The sequence below is a fragment of the Arthrobacter sp. ISL-48 genome (assembly GCF_018613805.1).
Taxonomy (GTDB): Bacteria; Actinomycetota; Actinomycetes; order Actinomycetales; family Micrococcaceae; genus Arthrobacter.
In genome coordinates this window covers 467,296-491,561 of record NZ_JAGGPL010000001.1, presented here as the reverse complement: position 1 = coordinate 491,561, position 24,266 = coordinate 467,296, and the positions used below count along the sequence as shown (strand labels likewise).

24 protein-coding genes are annotated in these 24,266 nt (G+C 64.8%); 11 read left to right on the top strand and 13 right to left on the bottom strand.

Annotation, left to right across the window (positions count from 1 at the left end; genetic code table 11):
* Positions 1–35: 35 nt before the first annotated feature.
* The 3 genes from J7E83_RS21480 to J7E83_RS02190 form a co-directional block, all read right to left on the bottom strand.
* A complete protein-coding gene (locus J7E83_RS21480; protein ID WP_214958769.1) occupies positions 36–5,909 on the bottom strand; it encodes an isopeptide-forming domain-containing fimbrial protein in 5,874 nt (1,957 codons plus the stop codon).
* A gap of 835 nt (positions 5,910–6,744) precedes the next feature.
* On the bottom strand, positions 6,745–7,530 hold the full coding sequence (locus J7E83_RS02195; RefSeq protein ID WP_214958768.1) for a GntR family transcriptional regulator: 786 nt from the start codon (positions 7,528–7,530) through the stop codon (positions 6,745–6,747).
* 163 nt (positions 7,531–7,693) lie between these two features.
* Positions 7,694–8,035, bottom strand: coding sequence for a cupin domain-containing protein (locus J7E83_RS02190; protein ID WP_214958767.1), 342 nt, complete (start codon positions 8,033–8,035; stop codon positions 7,694–7,696).
* Positions 8,036–8,227: 192 nt separating this feature from the next.
* Here J7E83_RS02190 and J7E83_RS02185 point away from each other — a divergent pair, with 192 nt between their 5' ends.
* Positions 8,228–8,767 (top strand): NUDIX hydrolase, encoded by a 540-nt coding sequence (locus J7E83_RS02185; protein WP_214958766.1) that lies wholly within the window; start codon positions 8,228–8,230, stop codon positions 8,765–8,767.
* 59 nt (positions 8,768–8,826) lie between these two features.
* On the opposite strand, the gene J7E83_RS02180 is transcribed toward J7E83_RS02185, so the two are convergent.
* Complete coding sequence (locus tag J7E83_RS02180; protein WP_214958765.1) at positions 8,827–9,324, bottom strand: GNAT family N-acetyltransferase; 498 nt, start codon at positions 9,322–9,324, stop codon at positions 8,827–8,829.
* A 160-nt stretch (positions 9,325–9,484) separates the two neighbouring features.
* The gene (locus tag J7E83_RS02175; protein ID WP_214958764.1) at positions 9,485–10,141 is read right to left on the bottom strand and encodes an alpha/beta hydrolase; all 657 of its coding nucleotides are present in this window, start codon (positions 10,139–10,141) and stop codon (positions 9,485–9,487) included.
* A 103-nt stretch (positions 10,142–10,244) separates the two neighbouring features.
* Between J7E83_RS02175 and J7E83_RS02170 the strand changes: the two genes are divergently transcribed.
* The 4 genes from J7E83_RS02170 to J7E83_RS02155 all read left to right on the top strand — a co-directional run bounded on the left by J7E83_RS02170 (position 10,245) and on the right by J7E83_RS02155 (position 13,193).
* Entirely contained in the window at positions 10,245–10,802 is a 558-nt protein-coding gene (locus J7E83_RS02170) for an MOSC domain-containing protein (RefSeq protein ID WP_214958763.1), read from the top strand.
* Between the two features lie 224 nt (positions 10,803–11,026).
* Positions 11,027–11,341, top strand: a complete 315-nt coding sequence (locus J7E83_RS02165; RefSeq protein WP_214958762.1) for a hypothetical protein — start codon at positions 11,027–11,029, stop codon at positions 11,339–11,341.
* 351 nt (positions 11,342–11,692) lie between these two features.
* Entirely contained in the window at positions 11,693–12,055 is a 363-nt protein-coding gene (locus J7E83_RS02160) for a cupin domain-containing protein (RefSeq protein WP_214958761.1), read from the top strand.
* 286 nt (positions 12,056–12,341) lie between these two features.
* Positions 12,342–13,193 carry a triacylglycerol lipase gene (locus J7E83_RS02155; RefSeq protein WP_214958760.1) on the top strand — a complete coding sequence of 284 codons (852 nt, stop codon included), beginning with the start codon at positions 12,342–12,344 and terminating at the stop codon, positions 13,191–13,193.
* A gap of 96 nt (positions 13,194–13,289) precedes the next feature.
* Here J7E83_RS02155 and J7E83_RS02150 read toward each other — a convergent pair whose 3' ends face one another.
* The 5 genes from J7E83_RS02150 to J7E83_RS02130 all read right to left on the bottom strand — a co-directional run bounded on the left by J7E83_RS02150 (position 13,290) and on the right by J7E83_RS02130 (position 17,651).
* Positions 13,290–14,879 (bottom strand): alkaline phosphatase, encoded by a 1,590-nt coding sequence (locus tag J7E83_RS02150; RefSeq protein WP_214958759.1) that lies wholly within the window; start codon positions 14,877–14,879, stop codon positions 13,290–13,292.
* Between the two features lie 113 nt (positions 14,880–14,992).
* Positions 14,993–15,445 carry a DUF4383 domain-containing protein gene (locus J7E83_RS02145; protein WP_214958758.1) on the bottom strand — a complete coding sequence of 151 codons (453 nt, stop codon included), beginning with the start codon at positions 15,443–15,445 and terminating at the stop codon, positions 14,993–14,995.
* Positions 15,446–15,647: 202 nt separating this feature from the next.
* On the bottom strand, positions 15,648–15,914 hold the full coding sequence (locus J7E83_RS02140) for a hypothetical protein (RefSeq protein WP_214958757.1): 267 nt from the start codon (positions 15,912–15,914) through the stop codon (positions 15,648–15,650).
* 8 nt (positions 15,915–15,922) lie between these two features.
* Positions 15,923–17,008, bottom strand: a complete 1,086-nt coding sequence (locus J7E83_RS02135; protein ID WP_214958756.1) for a C2 family cysteine protease — start codon at positions 17,006–17,008, stop codon at positions 15,923–15,925.
* Positions 17,009–17,093: 85 nt separating this feature from the next.
* Entirely contained in the window at positions 17,094–17,651 is a 558-nt protein-coding gene (locus tag J7E83_RS02130) for a hypothetical protein (protein ID WP_214958755.1), read from the bottom strand.
* Positions 17,652–17,875: 224 nt separating this feature from the next.
* On the opposite strand from J7E83_RS02130, the gene J7E83_RS02125 reads away from it, so the two are divergent.
* Complete coding sequence (locus tag J7E83_RS02125) at positions 17,876–18,304, top strand: nuclear transport factor 2 family protein (protein ID WP_251043380.1); 429 nt, start codon at positions 17,876–17,878, stop codon at positions 18,302–18,304.
* 85 nt (positions 18,305–18,389) lie between these two features.
* Complete coding sequence (locus J7E83_RS02120) at positions 18,390–18,767, top strand: VOC family protein (RefSeq protein ID WP_214958753.1); 378 nt, start codon at positions 18,390–18,392, stop codon at positions 18,765–18,767.
* Positions 18,768–18,911: 144 nt separating this feature from the next.
* Here the strand turns inward: J7E83_RS02120 and J7E83_RS02115 are convergent, their stop codons facing one another.
* On the bottom strand, positions 18,912–19,616 hold the full coding sequence (locus J7E83_RS02115; RefSeq protein WP_214958752.1) for a hypothetical protein: 705 nt from the start codon (positions 19,614–19,616) through the stop codon (positions 18,912–18,914).
* 96 nt (positions 19,617–19,712) lie between these two features.
* Entirely contained in the window at positions 19,713–20,096 is a 384-nt protein-coding gene (locus J7E83_RS02110) for a TfoX/Sxy family protein (protein ID WP_214958814.1), read from the bottom strand.
* A gap of 234 nt (positions 20,097–20,330) precedes the next feature.
* On the opposite strand from J7E83_RS02110, the gene J7E83_RS02105 reads away from it, so the two are divergent.
* From J7E83_RS02105 to J7E83_RS02090, 4 genes are read left to right on the top strand one after another with little or no spacing between them, the layout of a single operon-like run.
* Positions 20,331–20,813, top strand: a complete 483-nt coding sequence (locus J7E83_RS02105; protein WP_214958751.1) for a hypothetical protein — start codon at positions 20,331–20,333, stop codon at positions 20,811–20,813.
* Positions 20,810–22,039 (top strand): Nramp family divalent metal transporter, encoded by a 1,230-nt coding sequence (locus J7E83_RS02100; RefSeq protein WP_214958750.1) that lies wholly within the window; start codon positions 20,810–20,812, stop codon positions 22,037–22,039. The genes J7E83_RS02105 and J7E83_RS02100 overlap by 4 nt, the downstream gene beginning before the upstream one ends.
* Positions 22,036–22,449 (top strand): hypothetical protein, encoded by a 414-nt coding sequence (locus tag J7E83_RS02095; protein ID WP_214958749.1) that lies wholly within the window; start codon positions 22,036–22,038, stop codon positions 22,447–22,449. The genes J7E83_RS02100 and J7E83_RS02095 overlap by 4 nt, the downstream gene beginning before the upstream one ends.
* Positions 22,436–22,783, top strand: a complete 348-nt coding sequence (locus tag J7E83_RS02090) for a PRC-barrel domain-containing protein (protein WP_214958748.1) — start codon at positions 22,436–22,438, stop codon at positions 22,781–22,783. The genes J7E83_RS02095 and J7E83_RS02090 overlap by 14 nt, the downstream gene beginning before the upstream one ends.
* Positions 22,784–22,806: 23 nt before the next feature.
* Here J7E83_RS02090 and J7E83_RS02085 read toward each other — a convergent pair whose 3' ends face one another.
* Entirely contained in the window at positions 22,807–24,216 is a 1,410-nt protein-coding gene (locus J7E83_RS02085; protein WP_214958747.1) for an MFS transporter, read from the bottom strand.
* Positions 24,217–24,266: the final 50 nt, after the last annotated feature.

The window sequence follows — 24,266 nt, the reverse complement described above, 5'->3', positions numbered from 1 at the left end:
GGTTCAGAGGAACCTGAGTACCCACCGATCAATCCTTAGTGGCTGGCACGCCTCCTCTTAGCCGCGATCAGGAACAATCCGCCACCGAGCAGGAGCAGCAAACCAAGCGGCAGCCCCAGCATCCACGCCCCCGTGTACGCCAGGCTCGCCGGTCCGGCCGGTGCCGGCGGCTCTGATGCCGGGGCGGTAACCGGAGGGGCGGTGGTCGCAGGCGGAGTGGTCGCCGGTGCGGGGGGCAGTGGGGTGTCTGTCTGGGATGGGGGTGTGTTGGTGGTTTTCCCGGACGGGTCGGTGCCGGCGGCCAGTGCGGTGTTGGCCACGTGCCCGGCGTCAATGTCTGCCTGGGTGATCGCGTAGGTCGCGGTCGCGGTGACGCTCTGGCCCGGCAACAGGGTGCCGGGGGTTCCGGGCCAGGTGTAGGCCAGGGCCGACAGACCAGCCAGCTGATCGGTGATGCCCACGTTCGTCAGTGTCACGTTCCCGGTGTTCGTAGAAGAGAACTGATAGGTGATCACGTCTCCGACCTTGGCCGGGTTCCCCACCGCGGAGGCATCAGCTGTCTTAGTGAAGGACTGGCCCGGTGCCGGGGTCGAGGGAACAGCCGCGTTCGATGGAGGTGAGGTGACAGCCGGGCCCGAGGCCGGGGTGCCGGTTGCCGTGGCAGTGTTGTTGATCTTCCCGGCGTCCACGTCAACCTGGGTCACGACATAGGTCGCGGTGCAGGTCAGCTGGGCGCCCGGAGCCAGCAACCCAGCACCCGCAGGGCACGTGACCGCCGGTGCCGTGCCCGAGCCAGTGAACGCGGTCTCGGCCACCGAAACGTTGGCCAGGCTCACGTTACCGCTATTCGTCACAACGAAGCTGTAATGCAGGGTCTCACCCAACGTCAGCTCCGTCTCAGCCACCGACTTCACCAAAGACAACGCCAGTGCGGGGGGCAGTGGGGTGTCTGTCTGGGACGGGGGTGTGTTGGTGGTTTTCCCGGATGGGTCGGTGCCGGCGGCCAGTGCCGTGTTGGCCACGTGCCCGGCGTCAATGTCTGTCTGGGTGATCGCGTAGGTCGCGGTCGCGGTGACGGTTTGGCCCGGCAGCAGGGTCCCGGGGGTTCCGGGCCAGGTGTAGGTCAGGGCCGACAGACCAGCGAGCTGGTCCGTGATGCCCACGTTCGTCAGCGTCACGTTCCCGGTGTTCGTGGAGGAGAACTGATACGTAATCACGTCTCCGACCTTCGCCGGGTTCCCCACCGCGGAGGCATCCGCCGTCTTAGTCAACGACTGGCCCGGTGCCGGGGGCAGCGGGGTGTCCGTCTGGGACGGGGGTGTGTTGGTGCTCTTCCCGGACGGGTCGGTGCCGGCGGCCAGTGCGGTGTTGGCAACGTGCCCGGCGTCAATGTCTGTCTGGGTGATCGCGTAGGTCGCGGTCGCGGTGACGCTCTGACCCGGTGGCAGGGTGCCGGGGGTTCCGGGCCAGGTGTAGGTCAGGGCCGACAGACCAGCGAGCTGGTCGGTAATGCCGACGTTCGTGAGCGTCACGTTCCCGGTGTTCGTGGAGGAGAACTGGTAGGTGATCACGTCCCCGACCTTCGCCGGGTTCCCCACCGCCGAAGCATCAGCCGTCTTAGTAAAGGACTGGCCCGGTGCGGGGGGTAGGGGGGTGTCTGTCTGGGATGGGGGTGTGTTGGTGGTTTTCCCGGACGGGTCGGTGCCGGCGGCCAGTGCGGTGTTGGCCACGTGCCCGGCGTCAATGTCTGCCTGGGTGATCGCGTAGGTCGCGGTCGCGGTGACGCTCTGGCCCGGCAACAGGGTGCCGGGGGTTCCGGGCCAGGTGTAGGCCAGGGCCGACAGACCAGCCAGCTGATCGGTGATGCCCACGTTCGTCAGCGTCACGTTCCCGGTGTTCGTAGAGGAGAACTGATAGGTGATCACGTCTCCGACCTTGGCCGGGTTCCCCACCGCGGAGGCATCAGCTGTCTTAGTGAAGGACTGGCCCGGTGCCGGGGTCGAGGGAACAGCCGCGTTCGATGGAGGTGAGGTGACAGCCGGGCCCGAGGCCGGGGTGCCGGTTGCCGTGGCAGTGTTGTTGATCTTCCCGGCGTCCACGTCAACCTGGGTCACGACATAGGTCGCGGTGCAGGTCAGCTGGGCGCCCGGAGCCAGCAACCCAGCACCCGCAGGGCACGTGACCGCCGGTGCCGTGCCCGAGCCAGTGAACGCGGTCTCGGCCACCGAAACGTTGGCCAGGCTCACGTTACCGGTATTCGTCACAACGAAGCTGAAATGCAGGGTCTCACCCAACGTCAGCTCCGTCTCAGCCACCGACTTCACCAGGGCGATTCCGGGAATCTGCACCGGGACATTGACGGTGCACGCGGGGTCGGTGCTTCCATCGGGGCAGTTGCTGGCTCCCGGTGGGGTGACGACGGTGTTCTTCAGTGCCTTATCACCAGTGTCGGGGGTATTGACGGTCACCGAGTAGGTGATGGTGATGCTCTGCCCGGGCATGATGCTCGCCGCGGACCATGCAAGCGTGTTCCCGGTAACGGTGGGGGTTCCTCCCGCTGACGCCGCAGCGTCGTTGTTGTAGGTGGCATCATCCAGCACGCTGGAGAGGTCATCGCTGATCGACGGGTTTAGGGACGGAGCGGCGCTGTTGGCGGGTTCGGTCACGGTCACGGTGTAATGGACGACCGCGCCCTGTGAGACAGCGGCGCCGGCATCCGAAGTCTTGGCGACGGTGTACGGTGCCGGCACGACGAAACCGGCCGGGTCGGTCGCGGTCAGTGTCGGACCGGACGGCGGATTCACGGAGGCTGATGCGGTGTTCACCGTGGTTCCGACTCCGGCGGTGAGCTGGCATGTGAAGACCTGGGTCGCGCCCGGTGCGAGGCTGAGGATGGTTCCCCCACAGCCGGGAGCCTGCGGGTCAGAGACTGTTACGTTGGTCAACGCACCGGTGCCCTTGTTCGAGGCAATCACCTCAAACGGAACCGTGTCTCCCGCGGCGTATTGGGCATACTGCGCCACCGTGTTCGCATCCAACCAGGACGGGTTGGTTGCCGGGTCGGACGGGACCGGGTTGCCGCCCTTGGCCAGCACGTACTTTTTCAGGTCCAGGGCGTAACAGTCACCGATGGTCGTCGTCGCGCTGGAGAGCATCGGCAACGCGGTGTGACCGGCGAAGGAGAGGGCCGAGTTCACCAGAACCTGTCCCGGCTTGTTATCGGTGGTCGCCGGTGCCGTGCAACTCGTTCCGGCCGGTGTCGTGAACGCAACACGGATCGTTTGCGTCGCGCCCGGCGCCAGTGCCGGGCCGATGATCCGGATCGCCGTCGGGTTCGCCGGCTTCACCGTCGACCACCCCACAGTGTTCCCCGTGGTGCTGCCCGGCGTTCCACCATTGGAGGACGCCCTCGGATCGTTACTCAGCGACCCCAGCGGTGCAGTGGAGTAATAAACGGTGGAACCGGCAGGAGCGGTCACCCCCGTAATCGAGTAGGTACCATCCACGTTGGTGCCACGCCCGTCGCCGACGGCGGGAAGGATGTCGATGGTGTCAGTGAAGGAGTTCGAGACGGGGTCCTGAGAATTGATTGTCAGATTCCACGCCGAGCTGTCGCCGTAGAACGAGAGCACGTTCGCCTCGACAGATTTACCCAGGTTGGTTGCGCCGTTGTTCGGAACCCTCACGCTCGCGGCCGCCTGCCGGGCAGCGACCGGGCGGTTGTCGCCAGGCACATCAACCTGCGCCGTGTTCGTCAGGACGGTGCCGGGCGCGACCTGGCTGTTCGCGGGGATCTGCGCCTGATAGGTGATCGGCTGCGGGGTGTTCGCGGGCACGTTCGTGAAGGTGTAGGTCAGCACTTGCTGGCCCGAGCCGTTCACTGTGATCAGCGGCGTTGGCGTGCCGGAACCGGCGACGTAGCTCATGCCGGTCGGCAGGGTGTCGGTGACGGTGAAGGTCTGGTTCGGCGGGCTCTGCACGGCAAGGTCGGATTCGGCTTTGATGTTGTATGTCACCGGCACGCCCGGCTGCGCCGTCGTGCTCGGCGTGGTTTTGGTGATGACGCCCGTCGGGCCCTGAATCCGCATCGCGTCACGCTGGCCGTTGGTGTTCGGCCCGTAGGTGCTGCCGGGGATCACCGCGATGACGTTGGGGTTGGTGCTGATGTTGATGTAGTTGTTGAGCGTCGGGAAACCCGGGAAAGCCGTGGCGGTGTTGTAGGGCGCGTTGAACGCACCGACCGTCCACGACTCGGCCCCGATGGGTGCGGTCGGGGGTACGTAGCCCCACACCCGCAGCATGTGATGGAACTGCTTGTCCACGGCCGGGTTCCAGGTCATCTTCACGGCCGTGACGCCGGCGGGAAGGCTCACGATGCACTTGTCATCGGAATACGCCGGTGAGATGTTAGCTGTCTGCGTGCTGCAACCAGCGGGAAGCGGGGCCGAGATCCAGGGACTGCCTGCCACACCAACCGGCTGCCCGCAGGTCTCGGTCTTGGTGTTCAGCGCATCTGTGCGGTACCAGAGGTGCGCGGTGGTCATGTTGGATTGGGAAGCGCCGTCCTGTGCTACGAAGTCCGCATACCGCGGCGTGAACGCGGCGGGGTTCTGGATCATGTTGCAGGAGCCGGCCATGTCAGCTCCTCCCGGGCCGGTGTAGGTCGACCAGGTCACGCTATCGGACACGCTCACCAGGGGCTGATCATTGATCGTGTAAGGGCCGGGGTTGGTCGAGGATCCGGCGGCCGGCCACGGAAAGGTTTTGTCCTGTGCCGTTCCGGGCGCGGCCCACAGGTTGGCATCCCACGGCGTGCGTCCGGCGGCTGGGCCGCCCTGCCAGTTGATTGCGAACACCCCCGGCAGAACAAGGGAGGTGCCCGAGACATCGTTGGTGGCGTTCGTCTCGGGCTGGGTGACACCATCAATGAAGGTGAACTGGCTCGGGGTCGCCCCGAACGTCACACCCGTGCTCGCCGTGATCGGTGTGGTGTAGCTGAAGTTGAGTTTTCCCGACGCGATGAAGGTGCTCGTCGACGGAATCGCGTTGCCGAGGCTGTCAACGGTCGGAACGTTCTTCAGGGAGTAGTCCAGGCCACTTAAGGTAACCGTGTAGTGCGTGCCGCTGCCACTGATCGAGCACGTCGGGGCATTCGTACGGTTGGTGACCGTGGACGCGGAGTAGGGAATGCCGGTGGCCTGCGCGGATTCGTCGACCGGGGCACACCCCTCCCACTGCAGGCCCGGCAACTGGCCAGCAACAGACACGGCAATGTCTACCGTGAAAGTGTACGTGGCCGGGCCCGGGATGCTCCCCGTCGTCATGGCGACACCGTAGTCGACCACCACCGAGGGGCGGTTTCCACCGCTGCGGCTGGCGATGGTGGCCTGCTGGTAGTTCTGGTTCGGGGCGCTCAGTACCAGGTCCATGCCGTGGCTGCCGGAGATCGGCAGCTGGGGCGTGGCCGCGGGCGCTGTCGGAGCGGTGGCCGAATCCGACGTGGCGGTTCCCGACACGGAGATCTTCGATCCGACCGGCCCGGTAGCGCGCACCGGCGCCTGAATCACCGACGCCGTCCCCTCGGTGATCGTGCCGAGGTTGCAGACCAGGGTCGAACCGTTCGACGAGATCGACGAAACGGGCGTGACACCAGTCGTTTTGCAGACGGCGGGAATGCTCGCGAAGACGCCGTTGGTGGCGACGAGGGTGGCCCGCACGTTGCTCACTGGACTATTGGCCTGCGGATTCGCCGCATCATTCGTGCTGATGTGCCACTCAGAAGTCAACGCCTGCCCGTACGGCGCCGACGTCGGGGCCGGGGACCCACCCCAGTTGGCAGTGATTTCATGCACTGACGTGGTAGCGGCAAACGCCCCCCCACCAGTGGAGAGCACCCCGATGGCGGTCACCAGCGCAAGACTTCCCGCAACCACCCGGAAGGCGCGGCGCCGGCTTAGCCTATGCCGCGTCCTTGACATCAGAGCACTCAACGTCCCGGTTCCAGCCCGTTGGGCTGCCGCCCGGGCGTTCCGGGAGCGGACAGAAAATCGAGCCACAAAGGACCTGAAGCCCAGGATCAGGGCTGCGACCAGCGCGGAGATGAGAGACCTGAGACCACGAAAGCTGTGAAAGACCCCGGCCATCAACGACAGCAAGGCCGCGAAGCTGCTTTCCTGACGTGCGGAGGCGCGGAGACTCCTCCGTCCTCCCTCACGAGGAACGGAACTCCCGGCTGATTCAGACACCCTTCGACGCCCTGCTCGGTCCCAAATCATGTCTTCTCCAATTCGCCAACCCAAGTGAGCGGCGCAAACCCTAATCCAGCGCGGAAGGCCATCCCGCGAAAAGTTCGTTTGCGCAAAAAGGGCGCCTGTGCGCACTCCTCACTCCTGCATAACCTCGGAGGTGGCATTTCATGACGCCGCGGTTCGGCCCGGCTAGCAACCCCAAGCACGTCCTGCCATTCGTCCGGGCTACACGTGCCTCCCAACTCCACGAACACCAACATCAGCTGGCGCTCACGAACCCCGTCAGGCGTCAGTAGATTGAAGACCAGCAGTCTCCAGGGCATCTGAACCTGGACATCGACAAAGATGATTCCGTGAGTACAGGAAAGAGGCGGCATCCGGGGGGGGAAGTCAGATGCTGGTCGATGCTGTGACGACGGCCTGGAATCTTGAATTTGAAGTGGCCCGTTCGCTGGTGGGGGAGCGAAACGGGGTTGCCCCTGCCGGGGGCGGGGCGTCAGGACTGGAACGACTGCATGATCGAGAGGTGGCCCGCCCGGGCGGCGATCAGGCACTTGGCCAGGTAGAACGGCCGGTTGCCGTGGCGGACGTACTGGGTGAGGACCAGCACCGGGTCCGACGGCCGTAGGTCCAGCAGCTTCGCGCGGGTGGGCCCCACCTGGCTGAGGCTGATCTGGCACTCACCCGGGCCGGGCACGCGGCCGCTCATTCTGGTGAGAACGGCAAGCAAGGTGGCGCCGCCGTCGTCCTTCACTTCCAGGGGTTCGACGGCGGAGCTGCCGCCGAGGCTGACGGGCTGGGCGGAGACGTTTTCCTGCAGGTGGGCGATGGCCTCGCCGTCCCGCATCAGGACCGATTCCCAGAGCCAGGTGTCGCTGCCCGGTTCGATCCCGATGCCTGGGGCGACGAATTCCGAGGCGGGCTGCCGTTCGACCAGGATGCGTTTGACTTCCACCTGCTGGCCGGGGCTGCCGAGGACTTCCTCGAAGGGGCGGATGCGTTCGATGCCGATGCGGGGGAGGGAATCGGAGACGAACCGGCCCACACCGCGCCGTGCCCTGATCAGGCCGTCTTCTTCCAGGAGCATCAGTGCCTCGCGGACCACGGTCCGGCTGACTTTCATGTCGGCGCCGAGCTCGGCCTCCGTGGGGATCATGGAGCCGGGCGTCAGGAGGTTGTTGCGGATGGCTTCGGCGATCCGTGAGTACACGGCCACGCGGAGGGGTGAGCCGGGCTGGGCGGCCACCGGCTGGGACAGGAACCGGGCGGCGTCCTCGTGCACGATATGCCTCGCTTAGTGGGTCTGGGATTTCCAGCCTACTGGAAGGTCTGACGTGTTTGTTGGACAACGCCTGCCTGTCCGGGTGACGGCGGGGGATCAGCCGGTCAGAGACCACTCCACGCCCGCACAACCGACCGCTGACCGTGCATCGGCCTCTCACAGCTCAGACGTTCGGGCGTCCCGGGATCAGCTCTGGATTCTGATTTGGACCGGTAAGGAAATAGCCGAGGAAGGTTACGCCCTCAGACGTGGCATTAAATTTATCGATCAGGACGTCAGCAGGCTCGTAAAACACGTCACCAGCGCGCAAAATCGTCTCATCCCCTCCGTCGACTTGGAACAGAACCGAACCAGTTTCAATGACTCCGAACACCGGCCCGTTGTGATGATGCGGACCGCCAATAACATCCGGCTGCATGGTGATGCGGCGGATGTGCATTCCTGCAGTGACTTTGTCGTCAAGGGCCTGCTCGAGGAGAGTTACTCGCACTACTGGTTCCGTCATGCCCTCATTCTGCCAAACTTAACTTGGCCCTACGCCGCCGGGCTGGGCGCGCTGCCGGTCGTGCGGCTGCAGCCGCTGGTACGCACGCCGACGTGGCGCTGAGGACTTGCTAACGCCGCGGATCGGCAGGGGCACTAGGGCTCTTAGTCGAGGCGTTGAGCTGTTCGTTGCCGCGTGCGGCAAGATGGCAGGATGCCTGTTGAAAATCTGCTTACCACCCTCAGGGAACTTCCTGAGTCAGGACCGCGAGACGCATATCTCCGGTTCGTGAAATCAGCGCGGGACGCGGCATTGCGTCGAGATGGCGGCCCGGAGCATGTCACAGGGTCCTGCTTCGTTTTTTCGCCTGCATTCGATCATGTCCTCCTGTGCTTCCATCGCAAGGGGCAGTTCTGGGTGCAGTTCGGCGGTCACATCGAGTCGAAGGACGCATCGGTGGCGGAAGCAGCGCAGAGGGAGGCCCGCGAGGAGTCCGGAGTTGGCGACCTTGTCCTGCTTTCTACCGGAATTCTGGATCTTGACCGGCACGATCTGCATGCGGGATTCTCATGTACCGCCCACTGGGATGTGGGGTTCGCCGCGGTCATCGCCCCGGACGTCGAGATCGCGGTAAGTGATGAAAGCGAGGACGTCAGCTGGTTTCCGATCAACGAGTTGCCATCTCAAGTGCCGGTGAACTTCGGCACGCGATTGGATCGTGTCCGGCGCAAGTCCATGTCACTGACGAGCTGACGCATTGGCTAATGGCTAGCCGTGGCTGCCGCGCCGTGTGAAACTCAACCGCGTCGCGCTTATCTGATCGTTCGGATCATTCGAACGGCCCGCACCTCGTCTTCGATTTTTACCGCCCCGTCGGCGACAAAGCCATTTTTCCGGTAGAAGGCTTGTGCGCGCGGGTTAGGGTCGGCAACCCAGAGCGCAGCAGATGCCGTCCGGTCGATGACTGCATTGAGGAGCGCCGTACCCACCCCCGAACCGTGGTATGCGGCATATGCGTAGAGGAGGTACAACTGCCGCGGCCCGTCGGCGTCCTCAGGGGAGGGGCCCGACATTGCAATGCCGATAAGCGCGCCTTCAGACGACGCGACGGCGACGGAGTTCTGGTTGTACCTTGGATCGGTCAGGGCCGCGGCCCAGAATGACTCGCGCCGGCTCAGGAGCGCGGGGTCGTCCAGCACATCGTCGCTCATCAACCCCCGGTAGCTTTCGCGCCAGGTGTCCACGTGGACTCGAGCCATGCTTGGCGCGTCCGCGGGCTCAGCCCGACGCACGTCAAAATTTATCGTCATTACTCAACGGTACTTGCGACCGGATCACATGGGTCGGGCACGACTTGGCCGGCCAGCAGCGTGCTGGACGCCATGCCCACCCGTGCGTCATCAAGGGAAACGTCCCATATTGCCGCAGCGATTTCGGCTCACGGGTGCCTGGTTTCGGCCGACGAGGCGTCTATATCTCCACGATTCGATTCGTGAGCCACTGAGGTTGGCTGATGAAGGGTGAGTGGCCCGAGCTCAAACGGACAGCCCTGGTACATCGGCCAGCCATCCGTTCCTGAAGGACAGGGCTAAGCGCTTTGTCCCGTTCACAGTGGATATAGGTACTCTCGGTGGTTTCCCAGGCAATGCGGCTGGGCACCCCGCGACCATGACCAGGTTGTTGAGGTACCAGGAGCGAGGTGGCCCATGCAATATCGGCGGCGGAGCAATCTGCGTACAAAACCTCGCGAGCCCGTTCCGGCTGAATACTGGTTGACCCATCGTCGTGGTGCCGGACGGCGTCGTTGACCAGTGCCGAGGGACCACCCAGCATGGCGCCACTTTCACCCGCTGCCGGAACGAACGCCGCAACATACATGAGGTGCCGGACCCGTTCCAGGCCCGTAATGACAGATCCGCCATACGAATGGCCCAGGACGACTGGCGATACCAAACATCCATCGACCGTCTCTTGGACTACTGCAGTGTCCGCAGCCAGCGAACCCCTATGCAGACGAGGAACATGGACATTGGCGCCGAGGCGGCGCAGACCGTCTGCCAACTTGTCGAAATGGGCCGGCTGGTGCCACAAGCCATGGACGAGCACCACCTCAGTCTGCTGCTTCATCCAGTCAGCCTACGTTTAGAGCTGCAACCAGCAGCCTGATTAGCGGATTTACGCTTGGCGCGTGAGACGATGCCGGAATGCCACATGAGGAAACGCCGGCCTGATGCAATGGGCCTCAAGCGTTGAGGATAGCGGTGACACACCTGTGCTCGTCAGTCCTGAAGGCCTCCGATACCGAGCCGACAGCCCCGGCGCATCGCAGGCACTCACCGCGGCCTTCGGCCGGGAACTGACCCTGCGGCGTGAAACCACCGTGCAGCACTACGACCAGACGCCGCTGCACCTGGTGACAACATCCTCCCTCGCCGCTCTTGAGAGCCTCTCCGGTGCGGCCGTGGACGAACGGCGCTTCCGCGCCAACATCGTCATCGACACCGGGACCGAACCGATGTTCCACGAGGAGGACTGGGCCGGCGCCGTACTGGCCATCGGCGGCGAGGTGGTCATACGCCTGGGGCAGGGCATGCCCCGGTGCGTCATGGTCGATCAGCCTCAGACCAAGGTCTCTGCCGAGCCCAAGACCCTGAAGCTCCTCGGTGCACACAACAACACGGAGCTCGGCCTGCAAGCCCACACTGTCCATACGGGAACGTTGCGGATCGGGGACGCCGTCACCCTGCGCCGTGCCGTACCAGGTAAGTCTTCTGCGACCGGAACCTAGGCGTATTTTCTGAGGCCCCACGAGTCACGACGGCGTCCCGCTGACTGTTTCGGTTCTGGAGACTTCACGGCAATGCAGGGCATTGCCCGCGTGCATTTCGGCAGTTTCCCGGCCCTCTTGCGGGCGCCATCGCGCAAGCGGAGAATGTCCTCACTGGCGGGGTTCCATATCCTTCTCCGCCGTGGATATCGGGCTTCGCCGTAGCCCAAATTTAGGAGATATCCATGAACATCAAGCGCACTTCCGCTACCGTTGCCGCCGCCGTACTGGTCGTTCTTTATGCAGGGGCTGTCCCTGCATCAGCCGATGTTGCCAACCACCACGCTGCCTGCACCGGTCTTGGCATCTCGGATCACGCCGCCGTCCTGGACGGCCCCGGGGCAGTTCCCGACATCATTAACGAGCTCAAGGACGCTGCTGCATTCTTTGGTTTCGATAACTCCGGCCAAGTTGTCAGCCGATTCGCGAAGGTCCATGCTGGCACGCACATGCCAGGTTGCGAAGATGCCATTGAGGAAATATTTGTAGCCGGACCATGACAGGGGGAATTCCACTTCTGGTCGAATAAAACGCGGGCAATGCAGGGCATTGCCCGCGTGCATTTCGGGAGTTTCCCGGCCCTCTTGCGGGCGGCACTGGGCAAGCGGAGAATGTCAATCACTGGCGGGGTTCCATATCTCCGTCGTGGATATCGGGGCCTCTCAGTAACCCCATTTCAGGAGATATCCATGAACATCAACGCACCTCCGCCGCCATATCGGGGGTGCCTTGTCCGGGGTGTCTCCGCATTAGCCGAGGCTGCAGCCCCCAACTTCCCACGTGCTCGTGGGGGCCTTCGAGCAGCCCCGCAACCGCCGCAACCGCAGCATTACCGACCATAGGAAACTGACATGCCAAGTTTAGTTCGCAAAAGCCTGGATTCGCCCGAGGAGACCCGGCCGTTCGAAGGCGATACCGGCCAGCTTCAGCTCGTCAATATGGAAGAAGGCCCCGTGGGCCGCGCCACATTCCTGCCCGGATGGCGTTGGTCCCAGCACGTAAAACCGATCGCCAAAACGGAGAGCTGCCAGGCCTCCCACATGGGGTACTTCGTTTCGGGCCGAATGAAGGTGGTCATGGACGACGGGGAAGAGATGGAGTATGGACCGGGCGATTTCGCCACCATGGCCCCGGGTCATGACGCATGGGTGGTGGGAGATGAACCCTGTGTGGTGATCGACTGGCAGGGGTTTGCTGACTACGCCAAACGGTAACGTAGGGCCGGTCCGGCGGCAGTGCACATTTGTGCAGGCCCTTCCGGGCGTCCTTCCGGCCCCCCGAACCCTAAAAGCTACTCACCAGTAACAATGTTGTGAAGAGAACGTCCGGCAAGGAAAAAGGGCTCCGCTGAGGAGCCCTTTTTCATGCGCACATCCGTGCAAACGGTGTCGCAAGTGCGTTCGCGGTGCCTAGCATGTTGGAACCCCCGGGCTTGGCTGGCCCAAGCGACCAGCATTCAGGCCGGACCCATCCTGCTGACACACGAACAATGAGGTTTCTATGTCACTGCTCACCCGAACCCTGTCCATCTCTGCGGCCGCACTCCTCCTCGCCGGCTCCCTGGCTGTAGCTCCCGCCCAGGCGGACGTCGTCGGGATTTCGCCGCCCGGAGCCAACGACTGGTCCTGCAAGCCAAGCGCCGCGCATCCCTATCCGGTGGTCCTGGTCCCGGGGACCTTCGAGAGCATGGCGAAGAACTGGTCCACCCTGTCGCCCTACCTCAAAAGCGCCGGGTACTGCGTCTTCACCCTCAACTACGGCGAAACGAACGGCGTGTACGCCACCGCGCCAGTGACCGACTCAGCGAAGGAACTTGCCCCGTTCGTGGACGCGGTTCGTTCTGCAACTGGCGCCAAGAAAGTAGATCTGGTGGGCCACAGCCAGGGCGGCATGATGCCCCGCTACTACATGGGCTTCCTGGGCGGAGCTAAGTATGTGCACCAACTGGTCGGCATCGCACCTTCCAACCACGGCACGGAAGGTGTGATCGTCCCGCCGCCGGGTTTTGTCCCTGATCCGCCCTACACCGGCCTGGGCTGCGCTGCCTGCTCCGACCAGCAGGCAGGATCGGCATTCATGCAGAAACTCAACTCCATCGGCGACACCGTAGCCGGACCTTCCTACACCGTCATTTCCACGGTCCACGACGAAGTGGTGATCCCCTACAACAGCCAGTTCCTCAACGGCCCGGCACGGCAGGTCACCAACATCACCATCCAGGACAAGTGCCCGGCCGATCTTTTCGAACACGACCAGACGCCGAACGACCCCGTGGTGCACCGGCTCGTGGCCAACGCACTGGGGCAGGCTTCCGGCCCGGCCGATCCGGCCTACCAGCCCAGCTGCATCTAGGGGCGCGCTCGACTTGACCCGCGCTCGAATTGACCACAGCGGCGGGGTGGGCAGTGGAAAGCCGGCCACCCCGCCGTCGTCGTGGTACTTGCACCGTCAGGAACGGACCTGCAGCCCCGGCACGCCGTCCCGGACCTCAAAGGAAGCCTTCGTCGCAGCCGGTGCGCCCGGCGTCGTGACGCGGTCCAGCACCCGGAAGTCCGCCTGCAGGGAGGCTTTGGTGATACGGGTGTTCACGTAGCCGCGGTTGTCGTTGTAGAACTTCAGGTGCGGGTTCCATGCCATGGTGGGGTCGGTGGTGGAGCCTGTGCCGTTCCCGGTGGAGGTGATGGACGTGCACACCAGCTCCGAGCCGACCACCGGTGAGGCGGGGTCCTTGTAGTCGACCTTGACGTCGTTGGCCCAGTTGCGGTGGACGTCGCCGGTGAGGACGACGGCGTTGCGGACGTTCGAATCCACCCAGCCCTGGGTGATGCGACGGCGGGACGCGGCGTAGCCATCCCAACCATCCATGGAGACGTCGTCGATCTCCGGTGCGGCGTCGCGGTCCCGTTCGGCGAAGAAGACCTGCTGGCCAAGGATGTCCCAGCGCTGGGTGGAGTTCCGGAAGCCGTCCAGCAGCCATTTCTCCTGCTCGGCGCCGGTGATGGTGCGGTCCTCGGCCAGCCGTTCGGCCACGTTCTTCTTCCAACCGTCGCCGGCGAGCTGGTCGTCGCGGTACTGGCGGGTGTCCATCATGTGGAAGTTGGCCAGCTGGCCCCACTGGACCTTCCGGTAGATCTTCATGTCGAACCCGGCCGGCACCGAGGACGGCCGCAGCGGCATGTTCTCGTAGTACGCCTGGAACGCGGCGGCGCGGCGCTGCCGGAAATGTTCCGTGGTGTCATTCAGCTGCGCGGGGTCGGTGTTCTCCGGAACGTCGTCCGCCCAGTTGTTGTCCACCTCGTGGTCATCCCAGACCACCAGCCACGGTGCGATGGCGTGCGCGGCCTGCAGATCGGCGTCGGCCTTGTACTGCGCGTGCCGCTGCCGGTAGCTGTCCAGCGTGACGGTCTCCGGGCCCTCGTGGTCCCGCGGGTTGCCGCCGCCGATCACGTAGCTGCCCTTCTTGTACTCGTACAGGTAGTCGCCCAGGTGCAGGACCAGGTCCGGGTGGTCCTCGGCCAGGCGCTTGTAGGCGGTGAAGTAGCCGTGCTCGTACTGGGCGCAGCTGGCGAACGCCATGGCCAGCGCGGCTGGCGTCTCGTGCGGTGCGGGGCTGGTAAGGGTGCGGCCCACCGGGCTGAGGTGCCGGCCGCTGCGGAACCGGTAGAAGTACTCGCGGCCCGGCTTCAGGCCGCGCAGCTCCACGTGGACGGAATGGGCGTTCTCGATCCGGGCCTGCTCCACGCCGCGTGACACCACGGTGCGCATGCCGGCGTCCTCGGCCACTTCCCAGGCGACTGGTACCTGCCGGGACGGCATGCCGCCCAGCCCGTCCTCGGCCACCGGGTCCACGGCCAGACGGGTCCACAGGACGAAGCCATCCGGCCACGGCTCGCCGGAGGCGATGCCCAGCATGAACGGATCGGTGCGGAGACCGGCGTCGTCCGCTGTGGAAAACGCGACGGCGGCACTGGGCATTGCGGCGATGAGGCCAGCCCCGAGGCCGGCTGAAATGAGGGATCTGCGGGTGATGTTGTCCATGGCTTCGAACTTAGGGAAGCCGGTTGGACGGGTCCTGAGGAGGGCGTGAATGATTGATTAACGGCGTGACAAGTTGTCGAATCAGCGCCCGTACCCGCCGCCGCGGGAGCTCCTTAAGCCCGGGCCTTCGCGTGGCCCCTGGTGAGCACCAGTGCGAGGGCGATCATCCCGACGCCGAGCAGCAGGTGCAGTCCGTTGTCGAAGCCGTTCAGCGGGACGAAGTTCGCTGCCGATTCCTGGTCGAACACGAGGCCGTAGACGAACAGGACCAGGTACACGATTCCGCCGTAGAGGAGGAAGGAGCGGGCCCCGGTGGCGCCGCGGGCCAGTAGCAGGCCGGCGGCGCCGAAGAGGAGGTGGACGATGTTGTGCAGCACTGAGACCTGGAAAAGGCCCAGCAGCATGGCCTCGGAATGGTGGCCGGCGAACTGCAGCTCGCCGTAGTTGCTGGTGATGCCCGGGACGAAGCCCAGGACACCGACCAGGAGGAACACTGCGCCCACCAGCATTGCTGCCTTCTGGACGTTGGTGCGGGTTGCGTTGCCGGTGCTGGTGTGTGTTGCCATGATGCTCTCCTGAATGCGGGATCTGTTTATGGATCGGCCGTATGCCTGCTGACCCAAGGGGTTACGCCATTTATTCGGGCGCCATCGCATTTCGGATGGGTCTATGGAGTGACAAATTCGGAACTGGTAATTCCGGGCTTGCCGAGAGTGCGGTACTCACGGCGGTTGGTACTGCGTCAGGAGGGGGACTGCAGTACGGAAGTCAGTCCTTGCCGGCGTCGTAGGCCAGGACGGCCGACGCCGCGGTGCTGGCCTCAGCAGGCCGGATTGAATCAATCCGTAACGTTCCGGCGCCTGGCAGGGCGACGGACTGGCCCTCACGGAAGGCCTGCTTGCGCTCCTGCTCAGCGGTCCGGATCCAGACCTGAATGGCCGGGGCGCCGTCGGCCACGCCGATCTTCACGATGCCCACCAGGACACCGCCGAACCTGGGCTGCATGCCCTGCTTGACTGTTACGAGCTGTTCCACGGCCATCCTTACTTCGTGTCCACGGAGTACACGGAGTCGAAGTTTTCCTTGTACTCATCCTCGGTCAGTTCCAGCGTGCCGGACTTGAGGTCATCGTCGCCGGCCATGTGACCACCGGCTGGACCCCAGGGGTTGGCCAGAACAACCACTTTCTCGCCGTCGTCGTTGGTTTTCACGTCCACCACCATGTACGCATGGTTGGGGACAACATCGGTACGGTTGACTTCGTCTGACTCCCAGACCCAGTCAAAATCGTCGTCCTTGGTGTCCTCACTGCCCACGGACAAGGCCTGGCCATCACCGAGCTTTTCCTCGATCTCATCCAGGTCCAGCTCCCCGTCCTTGTCCGCGGACTTCCCCGTCATGAGCTCCATCGCGTCGCTGCTGTATCCGCCGTCGATGTCGTCATAAGAACCGCCCCGCTGCTCCGCCGCCGCGCGTTCGTAGATGGAAAGCCAGTTTGGCTGGCCGTCCGCACCCCGGACCCCGCCATCGGTGGACTTGGCCTCGACGGTGACGTCCACGGGCTCGCCGTCTTCGTACAGGGTCACCACCCAATGCGTTGGCGGATCGCCAACAGGGCGCATGTGCTCGGCGAGGAATTCATCGAGTTTGCCTTGCTGCTCGAGCGTCTGGGCAACGGAGCCGATGCCTGCCAGGAGCCAGCAGTCGCCGATCTGCCCCTGCTGGATATCGCCGGGATCGCCGGCGTTGGGGTCCTCGCGGACGTCGCCAGGTACGACGACGTCGGGGCGGTCCGGATCCAGCGGCCCTGGATCTCCGGGAGGGTTCGAGTCCGGCTTTCCTGAACTGTCAGATCCCGTTGCCCCCGAGCTGGCCTTGTCCTGCTGATCCGCGTTGCGGGTCAGTTCCTGTGCCTGGCTCTGGAGTTCTGCGGCGATGCGCTTCAGCATCGGCCGGTGTTCCGAATCCCAGGCCGCCCGGAACCTGGCGGCGTCGCGCCCATCCCAGGGAGCACGGGAAAGCAGCTGGCCGAGGTCCATGGACAGCGAGGTCATCTTCTCGGAATGCTGCGCCATCGTTTTTGCGAGTGCCCGCAGCTGTTCAATGTCGCCGCCATAGAATCCAGGCATCCGTTCGTCCCCCTTTAGTTGAGCTTCAAGCCAAGGTCATGCTATTCCGGTTGCCGTGCGTGCCGCGATGGGGAGAACTTCCCCGTCAGCCTGCGGGAATCTCTTTCGGATCGCAGGCCGGGGAATCCACCGGGACGCTCATGCGCATATAGGCAGGACTCTTTGACTCGACGGTCAGGGTGGCTCCGGCCGGGTCCGTGCTGCGGGTTACCATCCAGCCGCCGGGAACAGGGTCTGTTCCGTCGAACGCGGGAAAGCCGTGCTGCGCCAGGACGGGGTCGCCTGCGGAGAAGATGTCAGCGAAGTGGTTTGACGGCTCCACGATGTCGGCGCTGCTTTTCATGGTCTGCGGGTAGAGCATGCATCTGCCATCCTTCAGCCTGGCCAGGGTGGCCGGCTCGTCCACGGTCCAGCTGATATCAGGCATTTTCTCTTCCAGGGCGGCGATAATCTCCGCTCGCAGGGCATCGTATTTAGGGAAGCTTTCCGCCACCGACACGGGGGCCACGGTGACAACCGGGGCATTGCTTGGCTTCGTTACGGGGCCATCGGGTGCTGTGCAGCCAGCCATGACAGTCGCCCCCATCACCAGGAGAGCCGCCGGCACATGTGGCAGCCACTGCGGTTTCGTTCGGCGATCCATGTTGCCCCCAGTTTTCATGAAGGGCCTCGGTGACCGGCCCACACGGAATGCTTTCACAGCTGCGCTGCATTTGGCGATGGGCACAACAACCCTGGCCCGATCAGGCAGCCGCTCGGACGCCCAGTCCCAGCTGATCAGTTCCTGTTCGAGGCGCCATCCGGAACCGCGGGGCGCATACTGGGGGCAGCGCCAGAACGCGTGATCCCATGGGAGTGGTGAGGGTGATGGTTGGTTCAAACTTCGACGGCGTGGTGGAGCGTCTGCGTGCCGCACTTGCCGAGCTCATGAAGGGTGATCCTGCGCCCTCTCAAGCGCTGTTCGCAAAGACCGACAACGTGACCCTGGCCAACCCCCTCGGCGGTGTCTCCCAAGGGTGGGACAACGTCGCGGCCAGCATCGCCAAGGCAGCGGCGATCTACCGGGACGGTGAAGTTGTGTCCTTGGAGAACTGTGCCACCGCCGTGGTCGGAGACCTTGCCTACGTGGTACTGATCGAGCGGTTCAGGGTTCGGGTTTCCGGACGGGCCGACCTGGACGACGTGGCCCTACGCACGACGAATATCTACCGGCGGGACGGCAACGAATGGCTGCTTGTCCACCGTCAGGCCGACACGCGGGTTAGTGCACAGGCGCCCGAGTCGGTAGCCCACTAGACACCCCACGGTCGCTGAACACTTAAGACAGAACGGCCGTGTTGACTCACACGTCCTCGCCGAGCGTCTCTGTACCATGAGTTCCATGGCATCCCGTATCAGTGAACTGGTCCTCCACTGCTCCGACCCCGAACGGCTCGCACATTTCTGGAGCGAGGTCCTCGGCTACGTCGAGCTCGACAGGGAGGATGGTGCGATCGAGATAGGTCCGCCGGTCGCCGGGTTCGGTGGCCTGCAGCCCACCATCATTCTGAGTCCCAGCAGCGACCCCCGGGCCGCAAAGCCTCCTCTGCACATCGACATCAACCCTATCGACCGGGACCAGGACGCCGAGCTGGAACGGTTGCTCGCCCTCGGCGCCCGTCCCGCCGACGTCGGGCAGACCGGCTACGAGCAATGGCACGTCCTGGCCGACCCTGAGGGCAACGAGTTCTGCCTCCTGCGCAAGCGGCTTGAAGCCTAACGCCGGTACAGGTGCCCCATTCAGGTTTTCGTCAGTCTGGAGCCCGAAATACCGATGACCCGCCTCTCAGAGGCGGGTCATCGGCCGGGGCTGGCCTGTTCAGCAGGCAAGCGGACATGCATACCAGATGCAACGAAGCCTGGGTTAGTGAAGCTCAAGCACTCCGCAGGCGGCGGGGTCCGTAGCCTCCGCCGGCAGGTTCGGGGTGAGCTCGCTGGCGCCTTCGGGATCACTGAAGTTGTAGGTGCCGTTACCGTCATAGTCCAGGCCATGGATCACTACGACGCCCTCGCCGTCACGGATGGCATCAGCAATCTGCTTGGCTGTGCCTGTGCCCCCGTTGCCCGGGTAACCGGTACCCGCAACGTCGGTGAACTCGATGTTGTTGCGGCTGTAGTCATAGCTGCCAGCCGATGATACCGGGAAGCGTGCCACGTCCAGGAAGCTGGCGGGGGTGGTATCGCCGGTGGTGTTCAGGGACACCACAACGGGTCCGTAGGCCGGAATTCCCTCCACGGTACTGAGCCGTCCGTCCATATTGCTGTCCAAGGCCAGGGTGGGGCACTCGTTGAGGGCCTGCTCGCCGTAATGGATGTGCTGGGCGTGGGGTGCGTTGGGGGTCAGGCCATGGGCGTGCACTTCAATGTGCTCTATTTTCTGGTTCTTGACGATGGCGGTTGCGGTGCCTGAGGCGCCCGATCCGTTTAGTTGCGACAGTGTCGCTCGGAGGGTGACGCTCTTGTCAGCCGTCTTTTGGCCCTGCGCAAGTACAGGCGCTGCCCCCAGGGTGCCTGCTGCGATCAAAGCCACGGCGGAAGCCCCTAGGGCCACCATTGAATACCTTTTCACGGTCCACTCCTCTGTCATTGGCCAAGGAGGGGATCTCTTTGGCCAACAGTGATTCGGATCACGGGGGGATCGGGATGGGTTGACGCGGCGCCGGCCCTATTGTGAGGACTTGGCCTTGGGCGCTTTCGGCTCCTTCGGCGGCAGCGTGGCGACGTAATTGAACGCCTTCTCCGTCCACGCTCGTGCCCGGGCGTCGTCGCCGTCGCCCTCCTCGTTCCACACCTCGGGCAGCCCGGTGTACCCGCCCATGGGCCGCTCCGCAGGGCCAAACGGCACGGTCCGCTCAGAGGATTCGAGCAGTTCCCGGTCCTCACCGGACAGCTTGATGCCGATGGTGGGGCCGAACAGCCCGGCGAACATGTTGCCGTTCACGAAGGCTCCGAGGTTGCCGAACATCGGCTTGATGACGACGTCGGGACGGTCCGGCACCACCGACCGGAAGCGTTCCTTGTCGGCCTCGGACGGCTTGGGCATTTCCATGGTGATCTTCTCCAGAAAGCAGGACGACACAAAGGGCAGGGACGGGCGGGGCCGTTCCTTGCCGGGATCATACGCCCGGTGGGCAATCCGGGCTACCACCTGAGGAAATACCTTCGCCGGTTTCCAAGACAGCAGCCATGGGTAGTGCTATATATAGCTCAAGGCAACTAAATTTTCGCCTGTCTGCAGAAGGGCGATGGCAACCACCGGGACCTCCCGGAGGCTGGAGGCGCAGTGCTGATCGGACCAGGCAGAGCACGGGCGGCCACGGCCCGGCCCGCCCGACGAGGACCACTGCTCGCCGCGTGCGTCGCAGCGCTCGCAGTCCTCACCGCCTGCAGCGGTGGCGTCACAGAGACCGTCACCACCGCTGTCAAGGACAGCGCGTCGGCCGTCGCCACCGCCCGCCTGGCCATGGCACAGGATATGGCCGGCAAACTGACCCGGGCCGCCACCTCCACCGCGCTGGACGACGCCCTCAAGGAGGTGCAGACCAGCCGGGACACTGTCCTGAAGCTATCGCCTGCCACGCCTGAAGACCGCGACGCACAGCAGGAAGCCCTGGCAGCCCTGGACAGCTGCTCCGCCGGCTTCAACACCGCCCGCAACGCCGTCTCCACAGACGACGGCGGCCCCTCGCTGTCCGACGGCGACCACGCCCTTGCAACGGCGGAGGACGCCCTGAAAAACCTGAAGGCGAAGGTGGGGGACAAGTGAAGCGGCTTCTCGGCGTCGCGCTCGGAGTCCTCACCGCCATTGGCGGGTTCGTGGACATCGGGGACCTGGTGACCAACGCCGTCGTCGGCTCCCGCTTCGGACTGTCCCTGGTCTGGGTGGTGGGGGTCGGCGTCGTCGGTATCTGCCTGTTCGCCAACATGTCCGGACGGGTGGCCGCAGCCTCCGGCCGGGCGACCTTCGAGGTCATCCGCGAACGGCTCGGCCCCCGGGCCGGGCTCGCCAACCTGTCCGCATCCTTCCTCATCAACCTGATGACGGTGACCGCGGAACTCGGCGGCATCGCCCTGGCACTGCAGCTGGCCAGCAGCGTCCACTACCTGCTGTGGATCCCGGTGGCGGTGGTCGCCGTCTGGCTTGTCATCTGGCGGGTCAAGTTCTCCATCATGGAAAACGTCACCGGGATGCTCGGGCTGACGCTGATCGTGTTCGTCGTCGCGCTCTTCCTGCTCAAACCCGACTGGGGCAACCTGGCCGGGCAGGCCCTGGCACCAGCCATCCCGGGCGAGGAAACCGCCTCCTCCTACTGGTACTACGCCATCGCCCTCTTCGGCGCCGCCATGACACCGTACGAGGTATTCTTCTTCTCCTCCGGCGCCGTGGAGGAAGGCTGGTCCGTCAAGGACCTGGTGCAGTCACGGATCAACGTCCTGGTCGGCTTCCCCCTCGGCGGGATACTGTCCGTGGCGATCGCCGGGTGCGCCGCCGTCGTGCTCCTTCCGGCCGGAATCGCCGTCACCTCTTTGTCCCAGGTGATCCTGCCTGTCGCGGAGGGCGCAGGAAAACTCGGCCTCGCCTTTGTCCTGGTGGGCATCGTGGCCGCGACCTTCGGCGCAGCCCTGGAAACCACCCTCTCCAGCGGCTACACCCTGGCGCAGTTCTTCGGCTGGTCCTGGGGCAAGTTCCGCCGCCCCGCGCAGGCCGCCCGCTTCCACCTGTCCATGATCATCTGCCTGCTGATCGGCATCGCAGTCCTGTCCACCGGCGTGGATCCCGTGCTCGTCACCGAATACTCCGTGGTGTTCTCTGCGATCGCGCTGCCGCTGACGTACCTGCCCATCCTCATTGTGTCCAACGATCCGCAATACATGGGTGAACACGTCAACGGCCGGGCGGTCAACGTGCTGTCGATGGTCTACCTGGTGGTCATCCTGGTGGCGTCCATCGCCGCAATACCCCTGATGATCGTGACAGGAGCCGGATCATGAATCGCCCATTCCCGAGCACGCTGGCGCCGGTTCCCCCGATCGCCGGCCGCACCCTGGACGCCCAGCTCCATCTGATGGACCGGCAGGCACTGGATAACGACGGCGTCCCGGTCACCACCGTGGACGACCTCGAACTCAGCGGACCCGCCCTGGAAACAGAGATACCTGAGGGGACCCCCGCCCCTATTCTGACGGCACTGCTCACCGGACCGGTGCTGGGCACCCGGATCTTCGGCGGCAGGCCGCCGTCGTCCCGGCTGATCCGCATCCCCTGGAAGGACGTTGCCGACGTCGGCGTGGTCATCAAGCTCGGCGTTAGCGGCGACAGCCTGGACGCCGGCTGGGTGGAGCGCTGGATCCGGGACAAGATCATCGCCCGCATCCCGGGAGGCCGCCATGATCCTCGGTGACCTCCTGGGCACCCCGGTGTACGACAGCGACGGAGGGCGGCTGGGCCGGGTTGCCGACGCACGGTTCGTGGTGGACGGCGCCCCGCAGCAGCTCATGGCCGAAGCCCGCCTGCTGGGGCTGGTTGTCAGCCCGCACAGCGTATCTTCGTTCCTCGGCTACGAGCGGACGGGCGTCAACCAGCCCTGGCCGCTGGCCCAGATGCTGGAGTGGCGGCACCGGGGCTCGTTCCTGGTTATGTGGGAGGACATCGCGATGATCGGCGAGAAATCGGTGCGGCTTCGGGAAGGATTCACGGCCTACAGCCCGGCGCTGGACGGCGCCGGGCAGGAGTAAGGGCGCTCAGCGAACGGATGCCCTCATGCCACCTTCCGGTTTCTCATGACCAGCGACAGAACAGCTGCCAGTGCGACGGCGGAGAGGATGGTCGCCGACCAGAACCCGGCCCGTCCGCCGGTCAGGAAGTCGCCAGGGGTAGCGAAGGCCGCATAGGTCGAAGCCACGATGGCCAGTCCGACGGCGCCGCCCAGTTGCTGCATTGTCTGGAAAAGCCCGGAGGCGGACCCTGCGTGCTCGGGTTCGACGTTGCGAAGCGCGAGGGTCGTGAGCGGCATGAACGTCATGCCGGCTGAGATTCCGGTCAACAGCAGGGCAATCAGGACCACCACGAAGGGCGTGTCCGGACCCAGCTGCGTGAGCGGCAGGAAGGCGATGACGCGGAGGGCTGCGCCCACGATGACAAGGCGCACGGCCCCGAATCGCTCCACCAGCCGCGGTACAATCCGCGACATTGCGAAGATGCTCAGGGGCATGGGCAGGAACGCCAGTCCCGTCACCATTGGCGAGAGGTGCAGATCGTCTTCGAGGTACTGGACCATGAGGAAGAACATTGCCAGCATCCCGCCGTAGGTGGCCGCCATCGCCGCCAGAGCCGCCACCCGGCTCGGGCTGCGGAGCAGCTGCGGGCGGAGCAGGGGGTGGGCAACTCTCCGCTCGGTGAAGGCGAGAACGGTGATCAGCGCTGCGCCGACCAGGAGGCCGCCGATGGTGCGGGGGCTGGACCAGCCGACGTCGCCGGCTTGGATCAGGGCCCACACGATGGCGACGGCGCCGCCCGTAGCGGTCACCGCTCCGAGGACGTCGAAGCGCCCGGGCCTGCGGGGAGTTTCGGCGACGAGGCGCGGCACCGCAAGGAGCACGACGACGCCGATCGGCACGTTGATGAAGAGGGTCCACCGCCAGCTGGCCATGTCGGTGAGCAGGCCGCCAAGAATGAGTCCGAGCGCGCCGCCCATCGAGGCGATGGCAGAGAACAATGCCAGCGCCCGGTTCCGTGCGCCGTCGTCCTTTGCAGTAGTAGTGATGAGCGCGAGCACGCTCGGGGCGGCGAATGCGGCACCGAGGCCCTGGAGCGCGCGTGCGATGACGAGGAGAAGAGGTGAGGTGGCCAGGCCGCCGAGCAGCGAGAAGAGCGTGAAGGCGGCCACGCCCACCAGGAAAGTGCGGCGGCGGCCGAAGACGTCTCCGATCCGTCCGCCGAGCAGCAGGAGTCCGCCGAAGGCGACGGCGTAGCCGTTCAGGACCCAGCTGAGCTCAGCCCGGGAGAAATGGAGGTCGGCGGCGATGTGGGGGAGCGCGACGTTCACAACTGTCGCGTCGAGGACAAGCATGAGTTGGGCAAGCATGACCAGCCAGAGGCCGATGCTGCCGGCGCGGCTGCCGGTTGTCGCGATCCCGGCGGTCGCCCGTGTGGCGATGGTGGATGTCATGGGGTGGTGTCCTGTTCTAGCCGAAGGGCTGACGTACACTAAGAGGAGAG

Coding starts and splice junctions, on each gene's coding strand:
- J7E83_RS02190 (WP_214958767.1), bottom strand. CDS start 8,035: ATGACGGAACCAGTAGTGCGAGTAACTCTCCTCGAGCAGGCCCTTGAC.
- J7E83_RS02185 (WP_214958766.1), top strand. CDS start 8,228: ATGCCTGTTGAAAATCTGCTTACCACCCTCAGGGAACTTCCTGAGTCA.
- J7E83_RS02180 (WP_214958765.1), bottom strand. CDS start 9,324: ATGACGATAAATTTTGACGTGCGTCGGGCTGAGCCCGCGGACGCGCCA.
- J7E83_RS02175 (WP_214958764.1), bottom strand. CDS start 10,141: ATGAAGCAGCAGACTGAGGTGGTGCTCGTCCATGGCTTGTGGCACCAG.
- J7E83_RS02170 (WP_214958763.1), top strand. CDS start 10,245: ATGCAATGGGCCTCAAGCGTTGAGGATAGCGGTGACACACCTGTGCTC.
- J7E83_RS02165 (WP_214958762.1), top strand. CDS start 11,027: ATGAACATCAAGCGCACTTCCGCTACCGTTGCCGCCGCCGTACTGGTC.
- J7E83_RS02160 (WP_214958761.1), top strand. CDS start 11,693: ATGCCAAGTTTAGTTCGCAAAAGCCTGGATTCGCCCGAGGAGACCCGG.
- J7E83_RS02155 (WP_214958760.1), top strand. CDS start 12,342: ATGTCACTGCTCACCCGAACCCTGTCCATCTCTGCGGCCGCACTCCTC.
- J7E83_RS02150 (WP_214958759.1), bottom strand. CDS start 14,879: ATGGACAACATCACCCGCAGATCCCTCATTTCAGCCGGCCTCGGGGCT.
- J7E83_RS02145 (WP_214958758.1), bottom strand. CDS start 15,445: ATGGCAACACACACCAGCACCGGCAACGCAACCCGCACCAACGTCCAG.
- J7E83_RS02135 (WP_214958756.1), bottom strand. CDS start 17,008: ATGCCTGGATTCTATGGCGGCGACATTGAACAGCTGCGGGCACTCGCA.
- J7E83_RS02130 (WP_214958755.1), bottom strand. CDS start 17,651: ATGGATCGCCGAACGAAACCGCAGTGGCTGCCACATGTGCCGGCGGCT.
- J7E83_RS02125 (WP_251043380.1), top strand. CDS start 17,876: ATGGTTGGTTCAAACTTCGACGGCGTGGTGGAGCGTCTGCGTGCCGCA.
- J7E83_RS02120 (WP_214958753.1), top strand. CDS start 18,390: ATGGCATCCCGTATCAGTGAACTGGTCCTCCACTGCTCCGACCCCGAA.
- J7E83_RS02110 (WP_214958814.1), bottom strand. CDS start 20,096: ATGGAAATGCCCAAGCCGTCCGAGGCCGACAAGGAACGCTTCCGGTCG.
- J7E83_RS02095 (WP_214958749.1), top strand. CDS start 22,036: ATGAATCGCCCATTCCCGAGCACGCTGGCGCCGGTTCCCCCGATCGCC.
- J7E83_RS02090 (WP_214958748.1), top strand. CDS start 22,436: ATGATCCTCGGTGACCTCCTGGGCACCCCGGTGTACGACAGCGACGGA.
- J7E83_RS02085 (WP_214958747.1), bottom strand. CDS start 24,216: ATGACATCCACCATCGCCACACGGGCGACCGCCGGGATCGCGACAACC.